Source organism: Paenibacillus sp. CR_12, from assembly GCF_041953985.1.
In the GTDB taxonomy this organism is placed as follows: domain Bacteria; phylum Bacillota; class Bacilli; order Paenibacillales; family Paenibacillaceae; genus Paenibacillus_AQ; species Paenibacillus_AQ lautus_A.
This window is the reverse complement of record NZ_JAVFHO010000002.1, coordinates 1,558,189-1,584,984: the sequence shown is the minus strand read 5'-3', so window position 1 is coordinate 1,584,984 and position 26,796 is coordinate 1,558,189. Positions and strand designations below refer to the sequence as shown.

29 protein-coding genes are annotated in these 26,796 nt (G+C 48.5%); 24 read left to right on the top strand and 5 right to left on the bottom strand.

The window, feature by feature from the left end:
• Positions 1–4: 4 nt before the first annotated feature.
• Positions 5–193 carry a hypothetical protein gene (locus RB297_RS11050; protein ID WP_375120441.1) on the top strand — a complete coding sequence of 63 codons (189 nt, stop codon included), beginning with the start codon at positions 5–7 and terminating at the stop codon, positions 191–193.
• 185 nt (positions 194–378) lie between these two features.
• On the opposite strand, the gene RB297_RS11045 is transcribed toward RB297_RS11050, so the two are convergent.
• On the bottom strand, positions 379–633 hold the full coding sequence (locus tag RB297_RS11045; RefSeq protein ID WP_036671161.1) for an excalibur calcium-binding domain-containing protein: 255 nt from the start codon (positions 631–633) through the stop codon (positions 379–381).
• A 125-nt stretch (positions 634–758) separates the two neighbouring features.
• Here RB297_RS11045 and RB297_RS11040 point away from each other — a divergent pair, with 125 nt between their 5' ends.
• The 6 genes from RB297_RS11040 (at position 759) to RB297_RS11015 (ending at position 4,465) form a co-directional block, all read left to right on the top strand.
• Positions 759–1,316: an HAD-IIIA family hydrolase gene (locus RB297_RS11040; RefSeq protein ID WP_375120440.1), complete on the top strand. Its 558-nt coding sequence runs from the start codon at positions 759–761 to the stop codon at positions 1,314–1,316.
• Positions 1,313–1,720: an NUDIX hydrolase gene (locus tag RB297_RS11035; RefSeq protein ID WP_375120439.1), complete on the top strand. Its 408-nt coding sequence runs from the start codon at positions 1,313–1,315 to the stop codon at positions 1,718–1,720. Before RB297_RS11040 ends, RB297_RS11035 begins: the two co-directional genes overlap by 4 nt.
• A gap of 53 nt (positions 1,721–1,773) precedes the next feature.
• Complete coding sequence (locus RB297_RS11030) at positions 1,774–2,313, top strand: DinB family protein (RefSeq protein WP_375120438.1); 540 nt, start codon at positions 1,774–1,776, stop codon at positions 2,311–2,313.
• Positions 2,306–3,061: a GNAT family N-acetyltransferase gene (locus RB297_RS11025; protein WP_375120437.1), complete on the top strand. Its 756-nt coding sequence runs from the start codon at positions 2,306–2,308 to the stop codon at positions 3,059–3,061. Before RB297_RS11030 ends, RB297_RS11025 begins: the two co-directional genes overlap by 8 nt.
• 46 nt (positions 3,062–3,107) lie before the next feature.
• Positions 3,108–3,566, top strand: coding sequence for a GyrI-like domain-containing protein (locus RB297_RS11020; RefSeq protein WP_375120436.1), 459 nt, complete (start codon positions 3,108–3,110; stop codon positions 3,564–3,566).
• 251 nt (positions 3,567–3,817) lie between these two features.
• A complete protein-coding gene (locus RB297_RS11015) occupies positions 3,818–4,465 on the top strand; it encodes a FusB/FusC family EF-G-binding protein (RefSeq protein WP_096775980.1) in 648 nt (215 codons plus the stop codon).
• Positions 4,466–4,500: 35 nt separating this feature from the next.
• Here the strand turns inward: RB297_RS11015 and RB297_RS11010 are convergent, their stop codons facing one another.
• Positions 4,501–5,115: a TetR/AcrR family transcriptional regulator gene (locus RB297_RS11010; protein WP_375120435.1), complete on the bottom strand. Its 615-nt coding sequence runs from the start codon at positions 5,113–5,115 to the stop codon at positions 4,501–4,503.
• 195 nt (positions 5,116–5,310) lie between these two features.
• On the opposite strand from RB297_RS11010, the gene RB297_RS11005 reads away from it, so the two are divergent.
• From RB297_RS11005 to RB297_RS10990, 4 genes are all read left to right on the top strand, one after another.
• Complete coding sequence (locus RB297_RS11005; protein ID WP_375120434.1) at positions 5,311–6,048, top strand: SDR family NAD(P)-dependent oxidoreductase; 738 nt, start codon at positions 5,311–5,313, stop codon at positions 6,046–6,048.
• A 55-nt stretch (positions 6,049–6,103) separates the two neighbouring features.
• Positions 6,104–6,877, top strand: coding sequence for an SDR family NAD(P)-dependent oxidoreductase (locus RB297_RS11000; RefSeq protein WP_375120433.1), 774 nt, complete (start codon positions 6,104–6,106; stop codon positions 6,875–6,877).
• Positions 6,878–7,138: 261 nt separating this feature from the next.
• Entirely contained in the window at positions 7,139–7,603 is a 465-nt protein-coding gene (locus RB297_RS10995; RefSeq protein ID WP_096775976.1) for a GyrI-like domain-containing protein, read from the top strand.
• Positions 7,604–7,659: 56 nt separating this feature from the next.
• Positions 7,660–8,412 (top strand): hypothetical protein, encoded by a 753-nt coding sequence (locus RB297_RS10990; RefSeq protein ID WP_096775975.1) that lies wholly within the window; start codon positions 7,660–7,662, stop codon positions 8,410–8,412.
• Positions 8,413–8,674: 262 nt separating this feature from the next.
• On the opposite strand, the gene RB297_RS10985 is transcribed toward RB297_RS10990, so the two are convergent.
• Together RB297_RS10985 and RB297_RS10980 are read right to left on the bottom strand one after the other, a co-directional pair.
• On the bottom strand, positions 8,675–9,373 hold the full coding sequence (locus tag RB297_RS10985; protein WP_375120432.1) for an ABC transporter permease: 699 nt from the start codon (positions 9,371–9,373) through the stop codon (positions 8,675–8,677).
• Complete coding sequence (locus tag RB297_RS10980; protein WP_255250658.1) at positions 9,366–10,088, bottom strand: ABC transporter ATP-binding protein; 723 nt, start codon at positions 10,086–10,088, stop codon at positions 9,366–9,368. Before RB297_RS10980 ends, RB297_RS10985 begins: the two co-directional genes overlap by 8 nt.
• A 192-nt stretch (positions 10,089–10,280) precedes the next feature.
• Here RB297_RS10980 and RB297_RS10975 point away from each other — a divergent pair, with 192 nt between their 5' ends.
• The 8 genes from RB297_RS10975 (at position 10,281) to RB297_RS10940 (ending at position 18,463) form a co-directional block, all read left to right on the top strand.
• Positions 10,281–11,000: a response regulator transcription factor gene (locus RB297_RS10975; protein ID WP_096775972.1), complete on the top strand. Its 720-nt coding sequence runs from the start codon at positions 10,281–10,283 to the stop codon at positions 10,998–11,000.
• Positions 10,991–12,100, top strand: coding sequence for a sensor histidine kinase (locus RB297_RS10970; RefSeq protein ID WP_375120431.1), 1,110 nt, complete (start codon positions 10,991–10,993; stop codon positions 12,098–12,100). Before RB297_RS10975 ends, RB297_RS10970 begins: the two co-directional genes overlap by 10 nt.
• A complete protein-coding gene (locus RB297_RS10965) occupies positions 12,097–12,651 on the top strand; it encodes a GNAT family N-acetyltransferase (protein ID WP_213579328.1) in 555 nt (184 codons plus the stop codon). Before RB297_RS10970 ends, RB297_RS10965 begins: the two co-directional genes overlap by 4 nt.
• 284 nt (positions 12,652–12,935) lie before the next feature.
• On the top strand, positions 12,936–13,589 hold the full coding sequence (locus RB297_RS10960) for a TetR/AcrR family transcriptional regulator (protein WP_375120430.1): 654 nt from the start codon (positions 12,936–12,938) through the stop codon (positions 13,587–13,589).
• A gap of 120 nt (positions 13,590–13,709) precedes the next feature.
• Positions 13,710–16,025, top strand: coding sequence for an ABC transporter permease (locus tag RB297_RS10955; protein ID WP_375120429.1), 2,316 nt, complete (start codon positions 13,710–13,712; stop codon positions 16,023–16,025).
• Positions 16,026–16,028: 3 nt separating this feature from the next.
• Entirely contained in the window at positions 16,029–16,787 is a 759-nt protein-coding gene (locus RB297_RS10950; protein ID WP_375120428.1) for an ABC transporter ATP-binding protein, read from the top strand.
• Positions 16,788–16,868: 81 nt separating this feature from the next.
• Complete coding sequence (locus RB297_RS10945) at positions 16,869–17,879, top strand: nucleoside-triphosphatase (RefSeq protein ID WP_375120427.1); 1,011 nt, start codon at positions 16,869–16,871, stop codon at positions 17,877–17,879.
• A gap of 5 nt (positions 17,880–17,884) precedes the next feature.
• Positions 17,885–18,463: a GNAT family N-acetyltransferase gene (locus tag RB297_RS10940; protein ID WP_213579323.1), complete on the top strand. Its 579-nt coding sequence runs from the start codon at positions 17,885–17,887 to the stop codon at positions 18,461–18,463.
• An 88-nt stretch (positions 18,464–18,551) separates the two neighbouring features.
• Here RB297_RS10940 and RB297_RS10935 read toward each other — a convergent pair whose 3' ends face one another.
• Positions 18,552–19,598, bottom strand: coding sequence for a PocR ligand-binding domain-containing protein (locus RB297_RS10935; RefSeq protein ID WP_375120426.1), 1,047 nt, complete (start codon positions 19,596–19,598; stop codon positions 18,552–18,554).
• A gap of 204 nt (positions 19,599–19,802) precedes the next feature.
• Between RB297_RS10935 and RB297_RS10930 the strand changes: the two genes are divergently transcribed.
• From RB297_RS10930 to RB297_RS10910, 5 genes are all read left to right on the top strand, one after another.
• Positions 19,803–20,921: a glycerol dehydrogenase gene (locus RB297_RS10930; RefSeq protein WP_096775963.1), complete on the top strand. Its 1,119-nt coding sequence runs from the start codon at positions 19,803–19,805 to the stop codon at positions 20,919–20,921.
• Position 20,922: 1 nt separating this feature from the next.
• Positions 20,923–22,683: a dihydroxyacetone kinase subunit DhaK gene (gene dhaK, locus RB297_RS10925; protein ID WP_375120425.1), complete on the top strand. Its 1,761-nt coding sequence runs from the start codon at positions 20,923–20,925 to the stop codon at positions 22,681–22,683.
• A 504-nt stretch (positions 22,684–23,187) separates the two neighbouring features.
• Positions 23,188–24,177: an ABC transporter permease gene (locus tag RB297_RS10920; RefSeq protein ID WP_096775961.1), complete on the top strand. Its 990-nt coding sequence runs from the start codon at positions 23,188–23,190 to the stop codon at positions 24,175–24,177.
• 16 nt (positions 24,178–24,193) lie between these two features.
• The gene (locus RB297_RS10915; RefSeq protein ID WP_375120424.1) at positions 24,194–25,105 is read left to right on the top strand and encodes a carbohydrate ABC transporter permease; all 912 of its coding nucleotides are present in this window, start codon (positions 24,194–24,196) and stop codon (positions 25,103–25,105) included.
• Between the two features lie 56 nt (positions 25,106–25,161).
• Positions 25,162–26,778, top strand: coding sequence for an extracellular solute-binding protein (locus tag RB297_RS10910; RefSeq protein WP_375120423.1), 1,617 nt, complete (start codon positions 25,162–25,164; stop codon positions 26,776–26,778).
• Positions 26,779–26,796 lie beyond the last annotated feature (18 nt).

Below are 26,796 nucleotides of genomic sequence, written 5' to 3'. Positions count from 1 at the left end.
TCAGATGAAAGCGGCATGTATCGAAATCCTTATGATCGAAACGATCATGGGAGCCATCCTGGGTGGAGGAGCAGAGTGGGATTCTGAAAATGGCCTGGAAATTGTGATACGGGGCAGTGAGGTTCTAGAGGTGCGTGAGTATTTAGGATATGGCGCAGACGCCATTTGGAGCGAAACCGACGAAAGTGAATAAGAAAGAGCGGTGCATCGGCAGCCAGCGGTTTTAAAATCGTTTAGGATTTTGACATCCTATAACAAGGTGTCTGCGCTGATGGAAAGAAAGCAGACGAAACAAAGAGCCGGCCTTAGTTTGAGATAGACCTAAGGCTGGCTTTCGATAAAGGTTTATGAAGTTACCTGGAATCCCCAATAAACGACTTATTTTTCACAAGCGATTAAATCTTTATCTCGATCAAGTTTCTTATTCGCATTATACAGTTCTTTGGAAACATGAGGCTTGTGTTTGGTTTTACCACCTTTGTTCTTTGCAGAGGATGATTGGGCAACTCCGCCTTTATAATCCTTTCTTAGCTCTGTACAGTTTTTATAGGACTTCGCTTTTGCAGCTGCATTAACAGACGTAACATTTAGAGCCAACAATAAAACAGAACAAACAATAATAGTTTTCTTCATCATTTAAGTTTCCCACCTTAGAAATGATGAATATATGTTAACTGGAATTTATTACTTGTTCAAGTGTTAATTTTTTAGAACCGTCACAAGTGCTGGTTATCTCATGGATTAAGGGGGCTAAGCCATTGTCCAAACTGGTCAGGCAAGCGGTTTTTATAGATAGGGACGGAACTCTTGGAGGAACTGATCGGGTTGTTTTGCCCGGTGAATTTGAGCTTTATCCGAAGGTAAAGGATTCGATTCAATCTCTCAGAGCCGCTGGGATGCTTATTTGTTCGTTTACGAATCAACCTGGAATTGCTCGTGGCGAAGCAACGATGGGAGAATTCGAGTCGGAATTGTCAGCCTTTGGTTTTGATAAGATTTATCTTTGTGGGCATGAGCATGGAGCGGATTGTGAATGTAGAAAGCCATCCGCAGGGATGCTGTTGAAAGCCGCAGAAGACAATCATCTGGACTTAGCCAAGTGTTATGTCATAGGGGACAGGTGGACGGATATGGTGGCTGCCAAAGAAGCCGGCTGCAAGAAAGCGTTAGTGATGACGGGGGCCGGAGCCAAGGAACTGGAAAAATATAATAACCACGAGTTCTTCGGCAAATGGAAAGATGCGTATCCCGATTTTATCGCGACAGACTTGAATGAAGCCGTGACCTGGATATTAGAAGGGGGAGTAAATAAATGAATCCAGCCAAGCATTTTGTTTCTGCCGCTGCCATCGTAATCAATGAAAAGGACGAGATTTTGCTCATTAAAGGACCGCAGCGAGGATGGGAGATGCCTGGGGGCGTCGTGGAGATCGGAGAATCTCCCGAACAAGCTGCGATTAGGGAAACGAAGGAAGAATCGGGGATCGATATCGAAATTATGCAGTTTTGCGGTATCTTCCATAATGTGAAAGACAGTATATGCAATACATTGTTTCTGGCCAAGCCCGTTGGAGGAGTCCCGATCATAACCGAAGAGAGTTTGGAGACAGGTTTTTTTTCAGTCGAAGAAGCACTGCAGATGGTTAACTTTATGAACTTCCGGGAGCGAATTGAAATGTGTTTAAACCCGGCGACTCATCCGATCTATGTCGAGTTCTAGAATCGTGAGGGTATAGGAATGCTGCTTATTTTTACAAGAAAGGCTGTGTTAGGATGCTATATGATTTGCAAGGTGAAGGGAATATGTCAACGATCGTGGGCATGTTATATGGCGCTGTCAGAGAGAACAGTGAGCGGCTAAAGTCCGTATCCGAGGGCATGTCGCAAGAGGAAGTTGACTATAAGGGACCTGGTGGCCATTATAATAGCGCCGCTCAATTAATAAAACATATCACGTACGTTGATCTGAATTGGGTTTATCGGATCAAAAGAGAGGCGCTGCCTCCGTCGTTAAAGGACGAATACGGCCCGATGATCGATGAACATAACAAGCTGCCGATGGTCCGAGGGATCTCTTTGGACACGCTCCTATCCAAATATGAAGTTGTATTCAGTTTGCTGAAAGATGCATGCTCGCAGTTAACGGATGCCGATCTGGAACGCATCGTCACATTCGGACACGAGAATGAAAAGCAAGCCACCCTTCGCTGGGGCTTGTGGCATATGGCCGACCATAACCGTTATCATCAGGCCCATATTAATCAGCTTAGAAAGTGGTACTCCGAGCAAAGGAGTGGAATGGAAAGTGAGTAAAACCATGATGACGCATAAAGAAATGATACATATCGTGCAGACCCAGCTGGCGATTGATCTGAATTGTACGGTGGATGACTTAAACGGGGAAAAAGACCGCGTGATTTATGTAGACGCCAGAGAGAATCCAGGGCGGAGACCGTATCCGAGAAACGAACGTTATTTCGAAATGTTGTCGATGGGCAAATCGATTGTGGTGTCGGCTACGCCGGAACGGCTGGCGATTGCCAAAACGTTTATGCAAGGGAAAGACAGGGATACGATTTTTTCGCTGCCGTTTATTAGGGGGCTTTATTTGCATTTTCTCCCGGATCTAGAGAGAATCCAGCCGATGCCGCCACCGGCCGGGTTTTCGTATGAAGTGGTGGAGGAGAATGAGATTTCAAGGCTTAGGGGGCTTGAGGGATTGGAGGATGCCATTGTAACCGACCCGGGGCGTCCTTATCAGACGGTATTGGCCGTAATCGCCAAGCACAATGGCAAGATTGTTGGCATGGCAGGGGCTTGTAACGTGTGTGCCGCGATGTGGCAAATCGGAATAGAGGTACTCCCTGGCTTTCGCCAAATGGGATTGGCGTCTTATCTTGTAAACCGTTTAACGTTTGAGGTATTACATCGCGGACGCGTGCCGACTTATGATGTGATCTCTAGCAATATCGCCTCCCAAAGAGTGGCTTACCGAGTGGGATACTACCCGGCGTTCGTGACGGATTGGCGAGTTGATTTTAGGGATTTCGAGTCTAACTAAACCAATATTCAAAAAATAAATTTACCGAAGGGGGCGTATGCCAAAAATGAAGATTGTCGAACTCAATGGAATGAATTTAGTAGGAATAAGAGTAGTATGCCCTGGCGACCAGTATGTCCATGAGATTCCAAAGGCTTCTGTCGTACTTAAGGAAAGGCTGAATGAGATATCTGGGGTTGTACAACCAGCAAGATTGATCAGGGCATTCTTCGTTGAGGATGTAACGGAAGAGGAGGATGGTTACTGGGTATGTGTTGAAGTGAATGACATAAGGGAAGTTCCAGAAGGTATGGTATCTGTAGTAGTTCCGAAACAAAAATATGCAGTCCAACGACATAAGGGACCTAATTATGAAATTAGAAATACATATGACGAGCTCCACAACTGGATAAAAGAAAATAAACATGAAAGATTGCTAAGATCCTGGCATCTGGAGATTTCAGATGAATGGGGACATGGGGATGTCAATCATATCGAAGTAGACTTGTATGACACCATTAAATAGATGCAGCAGCTAATTGCGCCTTCCATAACTTGCTGATATAATTTTGCGTATGAAATGGGATTGGGGGTTACACCGATGGCAATGCTGAATTGCTCATTAGCTAGGAAGTCCTCATGCAAAGCCTGATCTGGGGCGATACTTTGCGTGGGGTGCGATAGGATGAATTCGATCGCCCAAACTTAACTTTATCGTTTCTAATAACAGGCTTTGCACCTTATTGAACTTTGAATAAGAATAAGGGGCTGAAAGCTATGAGTACGACATTTATTAGAAACCACCAGTTTAACGTGATTAAAAAACAATCGGAATTCCTTCTGAAGACGCTGCGAACCGTTGCGGATCGACGCGTTCTGGAAACCGTCAGGTTCAGTTCTGTTGCCAACATCATGGATGCCTTTCCATCGCTGACCGAGGATCAGAAGCGGATGCTGGGCCAAGTCTCCACATTCGAGAAGGCCGAGGATTTCGAGCGATATCTGAACGACTTGGAACCTTACCTGGAGTCTTTTCCGACGATTACGCCAAAACAGATTCAGAAGTTATTTCCTAAAAATAAGAAATTGAAATTACCGGATCTGACCTCGATCGATTTTCGATACGTAACCTATTTGGGCTGGGTCGATATTGCCAGCAACAGGTTATTTATCGTATATCCGTTCGAAGGACGCTTCATCGGGATCGAGGGGAGAATCACCCCGACCAACAAGAAAGGGTACTGCCTCTTCTGCAATCGGCATCAAGAGCTCGCCTTGTTCTCGGTCAAGACCAAGCCGTCCGGTGCTTCGGCGGATAATCTGTCTGCCATAAGCCATTATGTTTGTCTGGAGAGCCAAGGCTGCAATCACAGCATTACCGACACGGCAGCTCTGGAGAAGTTCATTCTCTCCGCCAGCAAATAACAAATTAGAAATAGGCTGCCCTAGAGGCAGCCTATTTAGGTTTCGTCCGCTTTGTTCACATACTCCACCGAGTAAATATGCGTCCTCGTTAGATCAATGACCTCTTTTATGAAATCCTCCTGCGATTCCCTGAAATCGTTTCGAATCCAGTTCAGAATCAACCCATGAAAGCCGTAGGCGGTGTACCGCTTGAAGTAGTCCATGTTCACCGGGATCTGGTTAATCGTTTCGAATATAAATCGTTCCTGATAGATTTTTACGATCGTTTGAGGAAATTCGGTATGCAATCCCGGCAAGGTATCCTCGTATTTGATCAGCTCAAAAAAATCGCGGTGCTCGTAGATGTAGGCCACGATATTAAAGGACGGGGCACTGAGGTTCGCCGTATACACTTTGTGTCCCGGTATGTAGGGCTTGCCCACCGATTCTTCCAAGCCCTGGAGTTTGGAAGCCAGCACATCGTCGGCTAATTCGATTTTGTCCTGGTAATGGACGTAGAAGGTGCTGCGGTTATAAGCAGCCTTATCCACGATTTCTTTCACCGTTACAGCATGATAACCCTTCTCTTTTACAAGTTGAATAAAGGCGGATTTCAAATGTTCTTTCGTCCGATTTCTTCGTGCCGATGTCACGAGTTGTTCATGATTCACGAAAAGAGCGCCCCCCAAAAAGACAGTTTGGTTCCAAGTGTTGACTAGATCGACACTTCATCACAGGTTAATGATTGTTAAATGTGAACAGAATAGTACAATTGAATTGTAAGCAAAATAGTACTAAATTTAATATCTTAATTTAATTGTAATCAATATAGTACTATTTTAATCCATTATACGGGGGTATCCAAGATGGGGAAATTACAAAACAAGGTTGCTGTAATTACCGGTGGTGCATCCGGCATCGGTGCGGCGACCGCGCGTCTTTTCGTTGAAGAAGGAGCCAAAGTGGTGCTTGTCGATCTCAATGAGGACAAAGGCAAGGCCTTTGAAGCCGAATTGAAGGCGCTTCATCATGAGGCGTTGTTCGTTAAAGCGAATATTACCAGCGAGGAAGAAGTAGCCCATATCTTTAAGCAAGCGACGGAAGCTTTTGGCAAAGTGGGTGTTGTATTTAACAACGCCGGCATCGGGCGCGTTCATTCTTCGCATGATCTAGAGTACTCCGAGTGGCGAAACACCGTAAACGTGGACTTGGACGGCGTATTCCTGGTCGCCCGGGAAGCTATTCGTGAAATGTTAAAAGCAGGCGGAGGCACGATCGTTAATACCGCATCCATGTACGGTTGGGTCGGCTCGCCCGGTTCCGCGGCATATAACGCCGCTAAAGGAGGAGTCATTAACTTGACGCGTTCCCTGGCACTGGAGTATGCCGAGCACAATATTCGGATCAATGCGCTGTGCCCGGGCTTTATCGACACACCGATCATTCCGGAGGAGAGCAAGCAAGCGCTGGCAGCGGCCACGCCGATGAAGCGTTTGGGACAAGCCGATGAAATGGCAAAGGCTGTTCTGTTCATGGCTTCGGATGACTCCTCGTTCATGACGGGTAATACCTTGACGGTTGACGGCGGATATACAGCCCAATAATGGGTGAACTTTAGACATACAGAGAACCATGACATCTTACTAGGAGGCATACACCATGAGCAAATTTGATGGAAAAGTGATCGTGATTACTGGCGCAGCAGGCGGGATCGGAACGGCAGCCGCCAAAAAACTGGCGGAACAGGGGGCCAAGCTTGCGCTGGTCGATTTGAACCTGGAAGCCGTCCAACAAGTGATTTCCGATTTGGGCCTGGACGATTCCAGAGCAATTGCGCTGCAGGCCAATGTCGCCAAAGAAGAGGAAGTCAAAGCGTATGTGGATGCAACGGTCGAGAAGTTCGGTAAAATCGACGGCTTTTTCAATAATGCGGGGATCGAAGGGATCACTGCCAATGTAGAAGACTATCCGACCGAAACCTTTGAAATGGTCTTCAATGTCAACGTCAAGGGTGCTTTCCTTGGGCTGAAATACGTGGTTCCCGTCATGAAAAAGCAAGGTTACGGCAGCATCGTGAATACCTCCTCCGGCGCAGGCCTTATCGGTTCGCCCGGATTTGTCGGATACAATAGCTCCAAGCATGCCGTGATCGGCATGACGAAAGTGGTTGCATTAGAAGCTGCTCCGTTCGGCGTGAGAGTGAATGCCGTAGCGCCTGGAGTGATCAATACCCGCATGATGCGCCAAATCGAGAAAAATACGGTGCCTGAGGATGCCGAAGGTGCAAGAAAAGCATTCGGCGCCGCCGTTCCGCTCGGACGATACGGAGAAGCGGAAGAGGTAGCCAACGTAGCTGTTTTCTTGCTGTCCGATGATGCGTCCTATGTAACGCAATCCATTTATACCGTGGATGGCGGCCAAATCAACCAATAAGTTTACAAATTGCTTAGTAAAAGGGTCTTGTCCAGTGTTTATACCGGTCAAGGCCTTTTTTATATTCGTTAGGAGTGGTGGTGCAGCGGCCTGTTTTCCCCGATTATTAGCGGGCCATTTTTCCTGTTGGGGTCATGCGGATTTTGGAATATAATGGTGTGTAGTAAGGGAGAGCAGGTGCTGATTTGGGTTTGTGCCGCTTCATGCGAAAGATCCGGAAACTGTAATGCACAGTTAATAAAAATTGAAAGGGGATACGAAATGACGGAGATCAGCCAAGTCCATATGGAAGATCTGTGGTCGGTTCGAAGAGAACGCTTAGGCAATCGATGGTTAATCGGCGTTCAGAATGAGCTCCCGCAATCCTATGAGGACGAACAGCGCTTGTTTGCAACCCTTAGATCCAGAAGAGACGAAATACAGCATCAAACTGCCGATCCGAATACGTACATGGTAATCCATGAAGACGGATCGAAGATGACGGTAGCCTTGATGGTAAGTCGTATCGGGGAGATCCCGGAAGGCATGGTATCCTTGAATCTTCCGGAAGAGGAATACGAGGTTTTCCGGTTCGAGGAGAAACATATTTGTTCATTCTGGCAGTATTTCTGCGAAACCGATCATCGGAGCAAATATGGCGTCAATGCTGCCAAGGCAAGATTTGAAACCTTTAACGACACCTTGCAGCCGAATGGCGTGACGGAAATTTATTATCCGAAAGAATAGGAAGGATGCCCGAACATGTATCATAGATGACAGAAGCCGTAAAGGGAGGAAGGAATATGCGAGCGACTGAAGATATCATGCAGGTATGGAGGAAGTTCAACGATTTTCCGATGGAAACCTTAACGAAAGCCTGGCACAGCTTAATAGACCCGGAATGCAAACAACGAACAACGGATGTCATGAAAGAGCATCGCGCATTGTATGGAACGTCGGGCAATTGTTTTGATTTGGCGATTTGGTTAATCGATGAATTCAGACAGAACAAACGCCCTTGTTATGGAGTATTGACGGAGCATTTGCATGTCGCCGTGGTCGCCGTCAACGAAGAGGGCAATAAATATTTCTGCGATCTTGGAGATCAATGGATTGAGCCCATTTTGTTGGAACCGGGTCATGAAGCGTATACGGAAGAATTTGTCGATGGTTTCTTTCCAGGTTCACGCATTAAACTGAACACCCGAGCGAACCGTCTCTTGGTAACCTACGGAAGACCAAACGGGAAGGAAAGCAGTCAAGCATTCGACTTGACGCCTGTATCCGATGAGGCATTGATCATCGCCGGGCAAAAAACGCAGCGCCTGTTCAGCGATCCGCTTGTAGAAAAGAGGATTTTTACGGATCAGGAGGTTCTCCATTGGGAATTCGATGATTACGAAAGCTACCTAAGTTCCAAGGAAGGCAGAATAGCGGAGCCTCAGCTGAAGGATATCGGGGAATGGGCAGAACGAATACATACGATGAGCGGGATCCATGAAGAAGTCGTCATACGGGCATTGGAAGTTTACTCGAAGAAGTCTTCGCATCCTTAACGCTAGGCTTTTAACACCTTAGTCTGGGGAGAACGTTACATCCAAAAGGAAAAAACAGCTATTGCCGTGCGGCTTCAGGAAATTTTCCCGTGCTTAGGGTTGCCGGCAATAGTCCGTTTCGTTTTCCTTATGGATATCAAGATAAGGCTCGCTTCAAAGGAAGCTTCATGATTAAATGTTTGTTCCCCTATGCCAGCCCATCGCCAACCCGCTGACGGCTACCAAGACAATGCTGTACCTCCGTTCAAATGCTACATGTCTCTTAAGCTACATCGGTTCGATCCACTTTGTTAAAAGCAAGATAGCCAAGGATCAGGCCAAGCAGGCAGAGAACAATCGGGATGGCGATGAATTGGAACAAGCTGGACGAGCTTCCCCCGTCGGACACCGATGCGTTAATCAAGAATCCAATAATGACAGCCGAAGTAATCGTGGAAGGCGCCGATTTTTTTCTCATGCCGAACGATAACGGAATGAGGCTGATGCCGGCCATCATAAAGGCGTTTAGCACCGTGGGCGGAACAGCGGCCATCATGGCAGCGACAGGAATAGACGCGTCAAATAAACCGATCATCGGATTCAAGAAGTACGTAAACAGATGGATCAAGAACGTTGTTATGATGATGCTGAAAAAACAGAACCCAAACACAATCGATAACTTGGCTTGAATAATTTTTTTTCGCTGCAGCGGGTAGGTGAACAACACCTGGATCATGCTGCTCTTGTATTCGTCAATCACTAAACGGGACAGAAGAACGCTTGAGAATATGATATAGGTGATTCGAATCAAAACACCTGATAACGATATGAAATCTGCATAACTCATGGGCTCGTGTTCCCCTTTGGAACCCAGCGCCATCAGCGTAACGGCGGCGAAAATAGCCGCAATGCAAATAGCTAATCCCTTGAAATATCCGGACAGATTATTCTTTTGCCATTCCAGCTGTATCAATTTAAGCATAGCGTTTGCCTCCATGAACGAGATTGATGAAATACGCCTCTAACGACCCGGCATGCTGTCCCCGGATGTCCGCCATCTTTACTTCCGTTAATAATTGCCCCTGATGAATAATGCCGATCGTATCGGCAACCGATTCGATTTCCGACACGATATGGCTCGATATGAGAATGGTGGTTCCGTAGTTCTTCTTGAATAGCAGTAAGAGCTCCCGAATATCCTTAATTCCGATCGGATCCAGTCCGTTGATCGGTTCATCCAGAATGAGGATGTCCGGTTTCGTCACAATGGCCCGTGCAATCCCTAACCGCTGCTTCATTCCTAGCGAGAATTCATGGATTTTCTTCTTTCCGACTCCGTGAAGGCCAACGATCTCCAGCGCTTCCTTAATCGCAGACTTATTGTGATATCCGACGTATCTGCAATGAAGATCCAAGTTGGCTTCGGCCGTAAGCCGGTCGTAAAACACGGGATATTCAATAATGCTGCCTATTCTCTTTAGGTATTGAACCGATGTGGGGAGAACCGGTTGATCGAATACTCGGATTTCACCGGAAGACGGTTTGACCAGGTTTAAGATCATTTTCATAATGGTGGTTTTCCCGGCACCGTTCGGACCCAAAAACCCGTAAATTTCCCCTCTGTTAACGTTCATACTGACGTTCGTAATGGTTTCTGTACCCTTGTATACCTTGCTTACTTGATGGATTTGAATCATGGTTTCCACTCTGATTTCCTCCCGCTCTCTGATTGATGTGCTACATTTAGCTTAAGGAACGAAAGTAAAAATAAAGTAAACGGAGCGGAAAAAACTCGTAACATTTGACATAGCGTAAGCTCGTAAACGATGAAATAAGGTAAGATAGAATTACATGTTCTGGATTAGTTTGAAACGAGGGAAGAATAGCAAATGGAATCTGCAACCATATTGGCCGTCGATGACGAGATTGGTATTTTGAAGTTATTGGAGATTACGCTCCGAAAAGAAAACTTTACGCATATTGACACGGTCTCATCCGGAAAAGGCGCACTGCAGCGCGTCAAAGAAAAATCATATGACATGATCCTGCTTGATATTATGCTCCCGGATCTAAGCGGCTTTGAACTCTGCACGGAGATCCGGAAACATACGAACGCGCCGATCATTTTCATCAGCGCGCGCTCTACCGACTTCGATAAGTTAACGGGGTTAGGCATCGGCGGGGACGATTATATAACAAAGCCCTTTAATCCATTGGAGGTCATTGCCCGAATCAAGGCGATTCTTCGTAGGCAAAAAATTATGGAGAACGAACTTCAACGAAACACGGCCTACGATTACGGGTACCTCTCATTTCATCCGGAATCGGCAACGTTAATCGTGAAGGGCCAACCAGTAGATTGCACGGCCAAGGAGCTGGAGCTGCTGCATTTCTTCTGCAAGCATCCCAATCATATCTTCACGACGGCTCAGCTTTATGAGCTGGTATGGGGGAGTGACGTGTTCGGGGAAGAAAAAACGGTCACGATCCATATCTCCAAGCTGCGCAAAAAGATAGGCGATGATACCCGCAAACCCGCAATCATCGTGAATTTAAGGGGAATCGGATATAAATTCATCCCTCCGAACGAGGCACTGGCATGCGAATAAAAACTCGGTTCACGGTACATTTGGCGTCAGGGCTCATTCTGTGGATTCTTGGGACGGGGATTCTCCTTGTTATTCTGCTTGAAGGTGTTCTTCCCATGCTAGGTATCCATTTCAGCGAGGATAACGAAGGGCTTATCGTAGGAGCGATCTTCGGAGTCAGCACGCTGCTATGTATAGCCCTGTTCGGATGGTATTTTGGCGGCCCGATCGGATTCATAATGACCTGGATTCAACAGCTTTCGAAAGATGATTACAAGCAACCGGCCGATTTGTCCAAAATCGTTACCCGAAAAGGGAAACTGCGCATGCGGTACCGCCTCTATCAGGAGGTGCTCCAGCATCTTCAGTCCTTGGGCAGCGTCCTGCAAGCGAACGAGGCGGAAAGAACCCAAATCGAACAGGCCAAACAGGAATGGATCGCGGGGATATCCCATGATTTGAAAACACCTCTAACCTATATTAAGGGCTATTCGGCTCTCTTATTGAATGAACAATACGAATGGTCGAAGGAAGAGGCGATCTCTTTCATCCGGGAAATGGACGATAAAGGGAAGCATATGGAGGAATTGATTCAGGATTTAAGCCTCGTTACGCAGCTCAACCGGGCTGATGGCGCGCTGCCGTTACAGAAGGCGAATCAGGATATCGTCGAGTTCACCAAAAGGGTGGTAGCCGATATCAGCAACAATCCGCAGGCAAGCAACTACCTTTTGCATTTTCAAACGGATTCGTCTGCCATGCACGTGGATTTTGATGCGAAATACATGCAGCGCATCCTGCAAAATATCATGATGAACTCGATTATTCATAATCCGGAGTTTACGGAGATTTTCGTCCGGATCACGGACGCAGGAGAGTTTGCCGCTATCCGCATTACGGACAATGGCATAGGCATGCCGGCCGATACGGTAGCGCATCTGTTCCAGCAATATTATCGCGGGACCACGACGGATGCTGCCTCTGAGGGCACCGGACTGGGAATGGCGATCGTTTACAAGCTGATTCAAGCTCATGACGGCACCATCACAGTGGAGAGCAAGCCTTCGCAAGGGACAACGTTTACGATTCGATTGCCGAAAGAAAGAGGGAGATATGGATGAAGAAACTACCGACGATCCAATTAGAAAGGTTGATTTTACGGCCGTTCAGTTTAGAAGATGCAAGAGTTGTACAGGAACTGGCAGGCGATAAGTATATTGCAGAAACAACGTTATATATTCCGCACCCGTACGAGGATGGGATGGCAGAACAATGGATAGAGTCACATTTTGCTAACTTCAATGAAGGTCGATCCCTTGAGCTAGCTATTGTACATAAAGAAGAAAATTACGTAATTGGCGCAATCAGTATAGGCTGCAATCGAAATTTTGATCACGGTGAGCTTGGATATTGGATAGGGAGAAAATACAAGAATCACGGCTATTGTACGGAAGCGGCAAAAGGAATCGTACAATATGCGTTTGAAGAGATGCGATTAAACCGCATTTTTGCACGTCATCTGGGGAACAATCCTGCATCAGGCAAAGTCATGTTAAAGCTGGGAATGAAGCATGAAGGACTGTTAAGACAACATGTAAAAAAATGGGGTGAATATGAAGACCTTGCGCATTATGGTCTGTTGAGGGAAGAGTATGTATCAGAGAATAGCTAAGGACTCTGGTTGAAATCAAAAACTGGATCGCGGGTACATCCGAAAAACAAACGATTAAACGGTGGTTTCTGTCTTTTACCATTCTATGACTCTGGTAATATACTATATCATTCCCAGCTAAGGAGTGATATAGATGGCAAATCGTGATGTGCGTCTTGAAGGCTCATCCCTTAATAGGGGATGGGTCGCTTTTTATTTTTTCAGATAACAACGGCCTTGACAACGGATAGCGGCATGATATGATATTACCGACAGACAGTCGGTCTGGTAAAGGAGGGGGAAGCATGCGAATCGTAAAAAAAGCGGAGGAACGCAAGAATGAAATCCTTGACGCAGCGGATACGCTTTTCGGTCAGAAGGGCTTTGACGGCACAAGTACCAACGATATTCTCGAAAAGGTCGGCATTGCGCGCGGAACTTTGTATCATCACTTCAAGTCGAAGGAGGATATCATGGATGCGCTGATTGACCGGTATACCGTCCGATTGTTGGATCGGGCACAGGCCATTGCCTTGGACAAGAGCATACCGGTAATCGAGCGCATCATCCGCGTTGTGATGTCGCTGAACATAAGCGGCGATGGAGAGAGCAGCAAGGAAATCATGGAGCATATTCACAAGCCTCAGAATGCGCTCATGCATCAAAAGATACATAAGGTCATTATTAACGGTGTTCCGCCGATCCTGACGGACATCATCCGCGAAGGCATCGAGCAGGGGCTGTTCAGCACGCCGTTCCCGTATGAATGCATGGAAATGGTAGTGATCTACGCGAATACCGTTTTTGATGAAGATCTGGTAACGATGACGGACGAGGAGCGAAGGCAGCGAGTTCTGGCCTTTGTTTGCAACGTCGAGAGGCTGCTCGGCGCAGAAAGCGGAAGCCTGATGGACGTTATGGGGATGTTTGGTGGAGGAGATGAAAACGGCCAAGCATGAATCAGCGCGTGAAAGTTCATCAGCAGGGGCGACGGCAGAGAAGCAGACCTTTCTCCTCTTCATCTTAGGAAAGCTGTTATGGTAGACATCGGTTAAAATGCTTGAACACAGGGGGGCCTTATGTATTTCAGAATCATCCGAAGGGATATATCCAAAAGCAAATGGATCACGTTGATGACCATGATCTTCGTTGCGGCAGCAGCGATGCTGGTTTCGCTGGCGGCCGTGCTCATTTTAAATTTATCCGGAGCGGTACATACACTCATGACGCAAGCCAAAACCCCGCATTTTATGCAAATGCATTCGGGTGACATCGATACTGAACGGCTAGCAGCTTTTGCGGAGCAGCACGGCAATGTCGAAGATTTTCAAGTGACAGAATTTCTCAACATGGACGGTGCGCGGATTCGGTTAGGGGAGCATTCGCTTGCCCATAGCGTTCAGGATAACGGATTCAGCATACAGAGCAAGAAATTCGATTATCTGCTTGATTTGGACGGGAACATCATTCACGCGGACGACGGTGAGTTATATGTTCCCATAAATTATATGAGAGACAATATGGCAAGGGTTGGCGATGCTGCGGTGATCAGCGGGAAGGCATTTACCGTTGCCGGATTCCTCCGCGATTCGCAGATGAATTCCACGCTCTCCGCCTCCAAGCGTTTTCTGGTCAGTGACAAGGATTACGCGGAGATCAAAAACTCGGGCAGTACGGAATATTTGATTGAGTTCAGACTAAGGGATTTGTCGGAGCTAGGCGCATTTGAAGCAGACTACGCTTCCGCGGGTCTTGAAGCGAATGGACCTACGGTTACCTATAAGCTGTTCCAAATGATGAACGCCCTTTCCGACGGGATGATGATCGGCGTCATCCTTCTCGTTAGCATTCTTGTCGTAGCGATATCTCTGATGTGCATACGCTTTACCCTCTTAGCCAAAATTGAAGACGATTACCGTGAAATCGGCGTCATGAAGGCGATAGGGCTGCGTGTTTCCGACATGAAAAAGATCTATCTCGCGAAATATGCTGCGATTACCGCGGCAGGCAGTATTCTCGGCTTTGCCCTTTCGGTGCCTTTCAAAGGATTGCTTCTTGAGAACATACGTCTCTATATGGGAGAAAGCAGCCATTCTTCTTATGCCTTGCCGTTCGGACTCATCGGCATACTGCTTGTCTTTCTGACGATCATCGCCTATGTAAGCAGAGTTCTGAATCGCTTTCGGACCATATCGGCTTCAGAAGCGATACGCTTTGGCACTTCACCCGAGAAAAACACGGGCGCCGGAAGCTTTAATCTGAGCGGAAACAGGCTGTTTAGCACCAATGTTTTTCTCGGGATGAAAGACGTACTCGCCAGGAAAAGACTTTACGCTACAAGCCTGACGGTAATCGTGATCTCGGCATTTATCATGATCGTACCGCAGAACCTGCACAACACGATCTCGTCCAAAAGCTTTATTCAATATATGGGCATCGGAAGCTACGACATGCGGGTTGACATTCAGCAGACCGAGCAAATGTCGGAAAAAACGGCCGAGATTCTATATACGATGAACAACGACCCAGCCATTACAAAGACAGCCGTCCTTACAACCAAAACATTCAAAATCAAAACGGGAGACGGGACGGAGGAAAATATCAAAATCGAGCTTGGGGACCATACGGTGTTCCCTATAGCATATGCCAAGGGCAAAGCACCCGCAGAAGACGAGATTGCGCTTTCGGCGATAAACGCCGATGAGATGGGCAAAAAGGTCGGCGATATCATCACGGTGGTGATCGAAGGGAAGGCGAAAGCCCTCACGGTAAGCGGAATCTACTCCGACATTACCAACGGCGGCAAAACCGCAAAGGCTGTATTCACCGACGATACGGCGGACACGATGTGGAGCATTGTCTGCGCTGAGCTATCCGATCAAACGCTTGTCCATGAGAAGGTCTCCGCCTATGCGGAGAGGTTCGATTATGCAAAGATCTCGGACGTTGACGACTTTGTATCGCAAACGTTCGGCTCGACGATTAGCTCCGTCAAAACGGCCTCCAACGCTGCCGTTACGGTTGCGCTGATGATAGCGGTTCTCGTTACCTTGCTGTTTATGAAAATGCTGGTTGCCAAGGACCGGCATGCGATTGCCGTCATGAAAGCCTTTGGCTTTACGAACTCGGATATGAGGGTGCAGTATGTCTCGCGTTCGGTATTTGTTCTGATTGTCGGCATCATGGTTGGAACGCTTCTGGCCAACACGGTCGGTGAGATGCTTGCAGGTGCCGCAATTTCCTCGTTTGGAGCGTCGACATTTCATTTTGCGATCGATCCGCTTTCGGCGTATCTGTTCAGCCCCATGTTGATGATCGGCGCGGTGCTTTTCGCAACCGTGATCGGCGTTTCTGGCGCGGGACGAATCAAAATATCCGAACATATGAAGGAGTAACTTATGAAAAAGTTGATTATCTGTGATGATATCGTAAAATCTTTCGGCGAAGGTGATGAGCAGCGCCGTGTTCTGGACGGCGTGTCCGCCTACATTCACGAGGGCGAGTTCGTTTCGGTTATGGGGCCTTCGGGTTCGGGAAAATCAACGTTCATGTTTGCATTGAGCGGGACGGATGGCGTGAATGGCGGAACGGTCTTTTTTGACGGCAAGGATTTATCGGCAGCCTCGGAGAATGAGCTTTCAGATATACGGAGGACCCATATGGGGTTTGTCTTCCAGCAGCCAACGATGCTGAAAAACCTCAATATCCTCGATAATATCATTCTTCCATCCATGCGGGACCAACGAAAAAACGTTGCATCCATAACAAAAAAAGCAAGAACTCTTATGAACAGGGTGGGAATCGCAGAGCTGGAAAAGCGAGATATCACTCAGGTTTCGGGAGGACAGCTTCAGCGTGCTGGAATCTGCCGGGCGCTGATGAACAGCCCGAGAATCATTTTTGGCGATGAGCCTACGGGCGCGCTCAACTCCAAATCGGCGCAGGAAATCATGGACATTTTCTCCGAAATCAACGCGGAAGGCACGGCGGTCATGCTTGTAACGCATGACGCTAACGTGGCGGCCCGGACGGAGCGCATTATGTTTATGCGCGACGGGAACATGGTCAGTGAACTCAAGCTTCCCAAGTACGACGGAACGGATGTGGATTGCAGGGTTGAGCAAGTGAGGGCGAAAATGCTGGAGATCGGAATATAATGTATAATGATGGGAAAATAATTCTTCACTTGATCAGTCATTGAAATGATAGATAAAACATGGAAATGGCGGTGTTAATCGATGTTTGAGCAGTCAAAGCATTTGGTTGCTGTTTCAGCTTTAGTGAAGAATAGAGACGGACATGTGCTGATGGTTCGGACGCATTTGCGTTCGGATACGTGGGAACTGCCCGGAGGCTTCGTTGATGCCGGGGAGCCGCTGGATCAAGCCGTGAGCCGGGAGTTTCTGGAGGAGACGGGCGTGGATATACGCCCTTTAGGCATTTCAGGAGTCTACTACAATGAGAGGCTGCACGTGTTGTCCGTCGTTTTTCATGCGGAATACGTCAGCGGAGAAATAACCGTTCAACCGGAAGAAATTGTGGAAGCGAAATTCGTAGACTTGGTAGATTCCAACCTGGATGAATACATAAAAAGGCCCCACATTCAATCGCGCACGTTGGACGCCATCCGTGCAGAGCGTTCGGTCCCTTATGAGACTTGGGATTTGAACCCGCCTCAGTATAAGCTGCTGTCCAGATTGGACGGGAAACCGCTGAATGCCAAAACGGCATTTTTACTCACGGGGAAGCCGAGGATGGGCAAAACGACCCTGATCAAGAAACTCATACATCTCGTCGGCCCTGATCTTTGCGGCGGTTTTTATACGGAGGAAATAACGAATGCAGGCGATCGAAGCGGTTTCAGATGCGTGGCTGTCGATGGAGAAAGCGTAGAGATTGCAAATGTGGAAAGTCCCAGCCATATTCGAATTGGCAGGTACGGCGTAGATGTTGAGAAATTCGAGGATTTTGCTATTCATAAACTACGGGAAGCCTTGTCCTCCAAGAAAATCATCGTCATTGACGAAATGGGGTTTATGCAGATGCTGTCTGCCTCTTTTCAAAGCATGGTACATGAGATTATTAGTGATCGCCGGATTGTACTAGGAACGATACCCGTCGAGAGTCACCCTGAAATAGATGCAATTAAATATCGGAAGGAAGTCGGCATCATCAGCTTGAACGAATTCAATCGTGATAGGATGCCGGAATTATTGATAAAGGATATTTTGAAGGCATTGGAGGGATGAGGGACATGCGGATAGAGGATATCTTCTCGGATCTGCCAACATTAGAAACAGGCCGAACGATTTTAAGAAAATTAAGAAGCGAGGACGAGCCAGATATCTTTCGTTACGGATCGGATGATGAGGTATCGAGATATACCTCCTGGCCGACGCATCAAACGATGGAAGATACCCGCCATTATCTAAACAAGGTGCTGCAAAAATACGACCATCATGCCGTGGCCCCGTGGGGGATCGTGGACAAAGAAACCGGAAGGGTCATCGGAACTTCAGGATTTATGGCTTGGAACGTTCATCATGACAAAGCAGAACTGGGATATGCCTTGTCCAAGGATTATTGGAATCGCGGTTACATGACCGAAGTGATCAGGACCATCATCTCTTATGGATTTGAACGAATGAAGCTGGTTAGAATCGAAGCCAGCTGTCTGCCGTCAAACCTAGGATCAGCCAGAGTGATGGAAAAGGCCGGCATGACCTTTGAGGGAATCATAAGACAGTCGATATTCGTGAAAGGCAAACATGAAGATCTGAAATTATATTCCATTGTCGTGGATGACTACCGGAATCAGAACAAGACCCGTTAACGGGGCTTGCCGGATAACGGCCATCGCAAAAATCCCTTCGTGCATGCACGAAGGGATTTTTACATGAATGGTCGACAGCCTGGAACGATCACTTCGCGGATATCCCGGCATACATGTTCCGGTACACGGCCGGGGTGAGGTTCTCGAACTTTTTGAACGTTTTGATGAAATAGCCCGTGTCGCAAAAGCCTAGATCATCGCTCACTTGATGGATCGGCGAATCGGTGGATTCCAGCAGCCGCTTGGCCCATTCAATCTTAAGCCGGGCGATGAAGACGGAGAAATTCTCCCCGGTCTCTTTCGTAAATATACGGCTGAAATAGCTGGGGCTGATGTGGCACAGCTTGGCCATCTCCTTCAGGCTGAAGTTTTCATGCTTGTGCGTAAAAATGTAATCAAACGCGGGCTGAAGCACCGGATTCGAAGAAGCAAACCGCCCGGCGCCATTCTTCAATTTGGTGTCGATCAGCGCCCCTGACAGCTCCTGCTGGATGGATTGAATGCTGCGGACCGCGCGATCGGACTCGCTCAGCGTTTCAACCGACACTGGCGCGTCCATGTTAGACGTGAGCACTTTTTTGTACATATCCACCTTGGTATGCTTTTGAATGGCTTCCTCCACGATATACGTGCTCAATTGCAGCAGCAGATCCACGCACCTTGTTACTTCCTCGTATGACAGGACTGGCAGGGCGTTGTAATCCTCTTCGAGCTCCTTGAACTTCCGGTTTGACTCCACATTGGGCGGCCGGGACACGATCTGCTCCAGCATCGGCGCGTCAGGCTCCCGGAGCTTGAGCTGTCCGGCCATGATCGCGCCAAGATATTGGTTATCGATGATGATCGGAATGGCGATATCGATAATGTTAAAATGGCACAGATAGATGTATGGCTTGTTCTGGCGAACCGCTTCAATGCCGGCTCGCGCATCGCATTTTTGGCAATACTGCGAGAGATGGCCATCCTGGCGCACGCCTTGGCAGAAAGGCTGGCAGTAGCTGTGCTTGGTCACGGGAACGCCCTTGTAATCGACCGTAAGGATCGCCATTTTGGTCACAAGCGATAAGGAATCCTGCAGCTTCTCCCATTTCTCCAAATCGATGATTTCTTCTAAATCGAACCGGGATTTGGACATGACGATATTCTCCTATGAACGTAATAGAAATTCTATTCATCATTATAGCGAATAACTCTACTAAAGGACAAGATAATACAATTTGCCATCTAGATGACAAAGAAACACGATGAGAAAACGCTTTATTCCGATCTCATTGTTTCATGCTTCCCGAATGAGCACAACCTATAATAATACATATAGTCAAATTAGGAGGAATGAAAAATGAGAAGGGCATTTATCAGTCCGACAAAATATGTGCAAGGTGAGAACGAACTGTTGAATCTGGGATATTTCGTTAAAACATTCGGAGATTCCGCGCTGCTGATCGCCCATCCGGATGACGTTGCCCGCGTGAAAGACAAGCTGGACGCAACGAAACAGACATTTAATATAACGCTCGTTGAAAGCGGATTCCGTGGAGAATGCTCCCGGGAGGAGGTTGCCAGATTGCAGGCATTGGCCAAGGAGCATCAATGTGCCTGCACGATTGGCCTCGGCGGAGGCAAAGCGATCGATACGGCAAAATGCGTAGCCGAAGGCGAGGCACTGATTATCGTTCCGACGATTGCGGCAACGGATGCACCGACAAGCCATTCGGCGGTTCTCTATACCCCCGAAGGCGAATTCGACGATTACGCTTATTTTAAGCAAAGCCCAAGCGTCGTCATGATCGATACAACGGTTATTGCGAAAGCGCCAACTCGATTCCTTGTTGCTGGAATGGGGGATGCGCTCTCGACTTATTTCGAAGCAAGAGCGACGGCTCAATCGTACTCCAATGTCAATGCCGGTTTGCCGTGCGGCGGCGAGGCCAAGGGAACGATCACCGCGTTGGGACTTGCCAAGCTATGTTATGACACCCTGCTCGAGAACGGATATCGGGCGAAACTGGCCTGCGATCAGAACATCGTGACGCCTGCGCTGGAGAATATCATCGAGACGAATATTCTGTTATCGGGTTTGGGCTTCGAGAGCGGCGGTTTGGCAGCGATTCATGCGATTCACAATGGCTTGACGGCTTTGGAAGGAACGCACCATTATTATCACGGCGAGAAGGTAGCCTTCAGCACGATTGCCCAATTGGTGCTTGAGAATGCGGAACAGGATGAAATGAAGGAAGTGCTGGATTTCTGTCTGTCGATCGGTCTTCCCGTATGCCTGGCGGACATCGGCGTAGAGCATGTCACTTACGAGGAACTGCTTGAGGTTGCCAAGAAGGCATGCATTGCCGAGGAATCCATTCATTCGATGCCGTTCCCGATTTCGGAGGAAGCGGTAGCATCGGCCATTATGGCGGCTGACCAGTTGGGCCGTCAATATAAATCAAGCAAGGAGATCTAAGATGAAGAAAATCATGAACAAACCGGAAACCTTGGTACGGGAAATGTGCAATGGGCTGGTACTGGCGCATCCCGAGTTGGCGTTCGACCCTAAATACAAAGTAATTTCCAAAAAAGAGATCAATCAAGGTAAAGTCACCCTGATCAGCGGCGGCGGAAGCGGGCACGAACCGGCCCATGCCGGATTTGTGGGAACCGGGATGCTGGATGCGGCGGTGTGCGGGGACGTATTTGCTTCTCCATCCCAAATCGAGGTGTACCAAGCGATCCGCAGCTCCGCCAGCGATAAGGGGACGCTGCTTATTATCAAGAACTACAGCGGCGACATCATGAACTTCAAGAATGCTGCCCATCTCGCAGGCGAAGACGGCATTGAAGTGGATTACGTCAAGGTGGACGATGACATCGCCGTGGAAGACAGCCTCTACACGGTTGGGAGAAGAGGAGTTGCCGGAACGGTGCTCGTTCATAAGGTGGCCGGAGCGGCCGCGGAAGCGGGACTGTCCCTGCCGGAAGTGAAAGAAGCGGCGCAGCATGCGATCAACCATGTCCGCAGCATCGGCTTCGCGTTTAGCTCCTGCACCGTTCCCGCGAAAGGTACCCCGACGTTTCAGATCGAGGATGGCGAGATGGAATATGGCGTCGGCATTCACGGCGAACCGGGAATCCGCAGGGAGAAAGCCGTTCCAGCGGATGAGCTGGCGCAGCGGATGGTTACGTCTTTGCTGGATAACCTGGAGCTGGATGATGCTTCGAATGCCGAAGTTGCCGTATTGATCAACGGGTTTGGCGGCACGCCGCTGCAGGAGCTGTATTTGCTGAACAATTCCGTGACGCGTGAATTAACGGCTCGAAACAAGCGGGTATTCAAAGGATTCGTCGGCAACTATATGACCAGCATCGATATGGCCGGTGCCTCGGTAACGATCATGAAGCTGGACGAGACGCTCAAGAAGTGGCTGTCTGCGCCATGCGATACGCCGGCACTAACGGTCAAGGGCGCATTCGAGCCCGTGAATTATACCGAGGTGATTCCGCAAGAGAAGTCAGAAGGCACGGTATCGTATAAAAACAATACGGATGCCGCGGCAGCGGTGATTAAGAACAACCGGTTATCCTTGCAAAATATCGTGTACCTGATCGATCAGATGAGCGAGGTCATCATCGAGAACGAGGTGCCGTTCTGCGAGCTCGACGCCCATGCGGGAGACGGCGATTTCGGGATGAGCGTCGCCAAGGGCTTCAAGCAGCTAAAATCGGAGTGGAACGATCTGCTTACCCATCACCTTCGCGATATCGGCGATTTCCTCGACGCCTGCTCGATGATCATTATGGAGCACTGCGGCGGGGCTTCGGGACCGATCTGGGGATCGGCGTTCCGATCCGCAAGCAAATATGCAGGGCAGAAACAGGAGCTGTCCGTTCATGAGGTCGCGGAGATGATGCAGGCCGTCGTCAAAGGAATTCAGGATACGGGCGAAAGATCCTTCGGAAGAGGAGCCGTCGTCGGCGATAAGACGCTGATCGATGCGCTCGTGCCGTTCGCGGATGCCTGGATGCAGAGTGGAGAGCAAGGCGAAGACATGAAGCCGGCAGCGATCAAAGCGGCCGAAGCGGCGGTGCTCGGCGCGCAGAAGACGGCGGATATCGTTGCCCGAATGGGTAGAGCGGGCACGGTAGGGGAACGCAGCATCGGATACCCGGATGCGGGCGCGTATGCGCTCGGGGTTATTTTCACCGAGCTGGCTAAAGCGATGAAGTAATTCCGAAGCAAGAAAGACAGCAATAAGCTACTACAACTACTACTAACTAAAAGAATTCAGAAAAAAACCACCAATTAAAGTTGGTGGTTTTTTTATTTGGATTGGTGAATGGTCAAAGGGAATGAAATGGACAGAGACATTTTCATTCTGCCCTTCCTTGTTCTCGTGCGAGTTAACGCATATTCGGTGTTCGCAGGCCATGTTCGCACAACGCTTGATGGAGCACAATATGTAACATATGAATCCTGATAACAGGTTCATATGTTACACATACTCCGTATTAACTATGATCAAAAATCGCGGAGATTCGGATGAAAAATAAAGGACAGCAGCGGGATTTCGCCGGACAGACGGGTGACAATGCACATCTTACACATTTACGATGTCATGCTGTCTTCTCTACACTTTGGAATGTAAGCGTTACCTGTTAATCACTGAAACGTGATGTACGTGAGTGAACCAGATAACCTGACATGAATCGATATGTAAGAAAGGAGGGGAAACATGAAGGGAAAAAGACTGCTTGCTGTGATATCCGAAAGACGTTCCATCCATCGCGAAACGAAGCCGCCTAATCCAGGTGTAAACCAAACGTCTCTTGGTAAACGAATCAGGGTGAACTGGGAGCTCTATCTGTTCTTGGTGCCGGCCTTACTGTATTTCCTTGTATTTCACTATGCGCCCATGTACGGCATCCAGATTGCCTTTAAGAACTTTATCCCTAGCAAAGGAATCATGGACAGCCCATGGGTGGGCTTCGATCATTTCGAGCGTTTCTTCAATTCCTACTATTTCTGGGACTTGCTCTGGAATACGTTCAGCCTCAGCTTCTACGAGCTGATCATCGGGTTTCCGCTGCCGATCATCCTGGCGCTCGCTTTCAACGAAATCCGGACGGGTCCCTTCAAGAAAATCGTCCAGACCGTTACGTATGCGCCTCATTTTATATCCGTTGTTGTCATGGCGGGTATGATTATTACCTTCTTATCGCCGTCCACAGGCATCCTGATCCAATTGATCAAATGGATGGGCATCGATGCGCCGAACTTTCTGTCGGATCCGGCGTGGTTCAAGACCGTGTACGTTCTGTCGGGGGTCTGGCAAAGTACCGGATGGGGGACCATTATCTATCTGGCCGCGCTGTCCGGGGTCGATCCCCAGCAGCATGAAGCCGCGATTGTGGATGGAGCCAGTCGTTTCAAACGATTGTTGCACATCAACCTCCCGGCCATTCTCCCAACGATCACCATTTTGTTGATTTTGAACATGGGCAACATCCTTACGATTGGCTTTGAAAAAATACTGCTGCTGCAGAACTCGCTGAATATGGAATCTTCCGATGTCATTTCAACTTATGTTTACCGGACCGGTCTGGTCGACGCGCAGTACAGCTTCTCGACAGCCGTTGGCCTGTTCAACTCCGTGATCAACGTCATTCTATTGGTAACGGTCAACCGGATTGCCAGACGCACCAGCGAGAACAGCCTATGGTAGAAAGGAGGAAAGTGCATTGGTTACCGCGATGAAGGAATCGAAGGGGGACAAGATTTTTCTCGGCAGCGTTTATATCTATTTATGCATCGCCCTGATTGTTGTTCTGTATCCGCTCGTTTATATTCTCAGCGCATCGATCAGCAGCCCGCAGCAGGTGAATTCCGGTGCGATGTGGCTGTTTCCCAAGGAGATTACCTGGGCCGGATACCAGCTGGTCTTCGAAAATCCGAAGATTTGGAACGGATATCTGAACACGATCGTCTATACTGGAATAGGAACGCTATTGAACCTGGCCGTGACACTGCCTGCAGCTTATGCCCTCAGCAGGTCGGATTTGGTCGGCCGTCAACTGTTCTTGGGATTTACTCTGTTCACGATGTTCTTTACCGGAGGGCTTGTGCCCACGTATCTCGTCGTCCGGAATTTGGGGCTGATCAACACGATGGGGGCGCTCATTCTTCCCGTAGCAGCATCGGTATGGAATATCATCGTTGCCCGGACGTTCTTCCAGACGACGATTCCCAAGGAACTGCAGGAAGCGGCATATATGGACGGCTGTACCAACCTGAAGCTGTTCGTCCGCATTATTCTGCCGCTGTCCGCGCCGATTATTGCAGTCATGGCATTATTTTACGGGGTCAGTCACTGGAACAGCTATTTTCCGGCTCTGATCTATCTCAACGATGAGAGCAAGTATCCTCTGCAGATGGTGCTGCGGCAGATTCTGGTTCTTCAGGAAATGACGGCGGAGACGACCGGCGCCGGAATCAGCGGGGATGCCGCCAGGGCAATGAATTCCAAAGCCGAAACCGCATCATTGATCAAATACGGGGTTATCGTTGTATCTACTCTGCCGATTGTGGCTCTCTATCCTTTTTTACAGCGATACTTTGTCCAAGGGGTCATGATCGGCTCTGTAAAAGGATGATGAATGAAAGCGTTTTATAAGATATGAGCTTGAGTATGCAAAGGGAGGAAACATGGATGAAGATGACAAGCAAACCTTGGAAGCTGGTGTTGACGGGGATGACAGCCCTGTCCCTGCTCGCCGGATGCGGTTCGGCCGGCGATACGAAATCTGCCGGAACAAAGTCAACGGAAGCAGCCGCCGTGAATAAGGAAGGCTTCCCGATTATGAATGAACCGATTACGCTGACCATGATGGCACCTGATGTCGGTGTTCAGAACTGGAAGGATATGGTCGTGCTGCAGCAGATGGAGGAAAAGACGGGCATTTCGTTCCGATACTTGAACGCACCGAAGGATAGCTTTGATACGAAGAAGAATCTCGTATTTGCCAGCGGCGATTACCCGGATGTCTTCTATGCTGCAGGGTTGACCGCGGCCGAACAGATGAACTATGGCGAGCAGGGTATTCTGATTCCGCTGGAGGAGCTCATCGAGGAATATGCTCCGAACTTCAAGGCGCTGATGGACGAAATTCCGGAGATTCGTAAATCCATTACGGCTCCAGATGGGCATATTTACTCTTTGCCTGCGGTCGATTTAAGCCAGCACTGGTATCGCAACCCGCTGTGGTACAACGGTGATTTCCTGGAGGCCCTGAATATCGACAAGCTTCCGGAGACGACCGAGGAGCTCTACACCTTCCTGAAGCGGGTAAAAGAAGAGGATCCGAACGGCAATGGAGTCGCCGATGAAATCCCGATCTCTTCCGTATCGACGGCTACGACCAATGCTCGTGATTTGCGTACTTGGCTTCTTGGCGCTTTCGGCGTTTATGAAGACGAAATTTATGTAGACGATGCGGATGTTGTTCATTATACCCCGATAGAAGAAGGCTTCCGAGAGTATCTGGCCTATATGAACCGTCTTTGGAAAGAGGATCTGCTTGACCATGAAAGCTTCTCGCAAACCGCAGAACAGAAAAAGGCCAAGGCACAGAACGATCAGGTGGCCCTGTTCTCCGACTGGCATGCCTACATGACCAAAGGCGGAGAACCGTCCACCAAGGATCCGATGTTCGCTCCGGTGAAAAGCGATTTGGTAGACAAGCCGGCCATCGCCAAGAACAGAGGGATTACGACAGGGGCATTTGCCATTTCGGCTACCAATCCTGCTCCTGAAGCATCGATCCGTTGGGTGGACTACCTTTACTCTTATGAAGGGTCGCTTTTTTTCAACAAAGGACCGGAAGGGATGCTGTGGGAGTACACGGATGAAGCCAATCGCGTGAAACGCTATTTGTCTGTGCCGGACGGCATGGAGATGGAGGATTACCGCGCGACTTTGACGCCAAACTACGGCATTCCGGCTCCTACCATCAACACGGACGATATCAATAAAGGATTAAAGACCGACTTTGATCTGTGGGTTGAAAAGGAAACGAAGGAGAAACTGCTCGATCGGGGAGCAAGACCTCCGTTCCCTGCCTTGTTCCTTACCGTGGAAGAGCAAACCGAGATCAACAGCCTGAACTCGGATCTGAGCACGTATGTACAACAGATGGAGGCGAAATTCATAACCGGCGCAGAACCGTTGTCCAATTGGGATAACTATCTGAACACGATGAAGAAAATGGGTGCCGACCGAGTTGTTGAAATCTATCAAGGCGCATATGACCGCTGGAAGTCGAGCTAAACATAGAATGATAGAGGG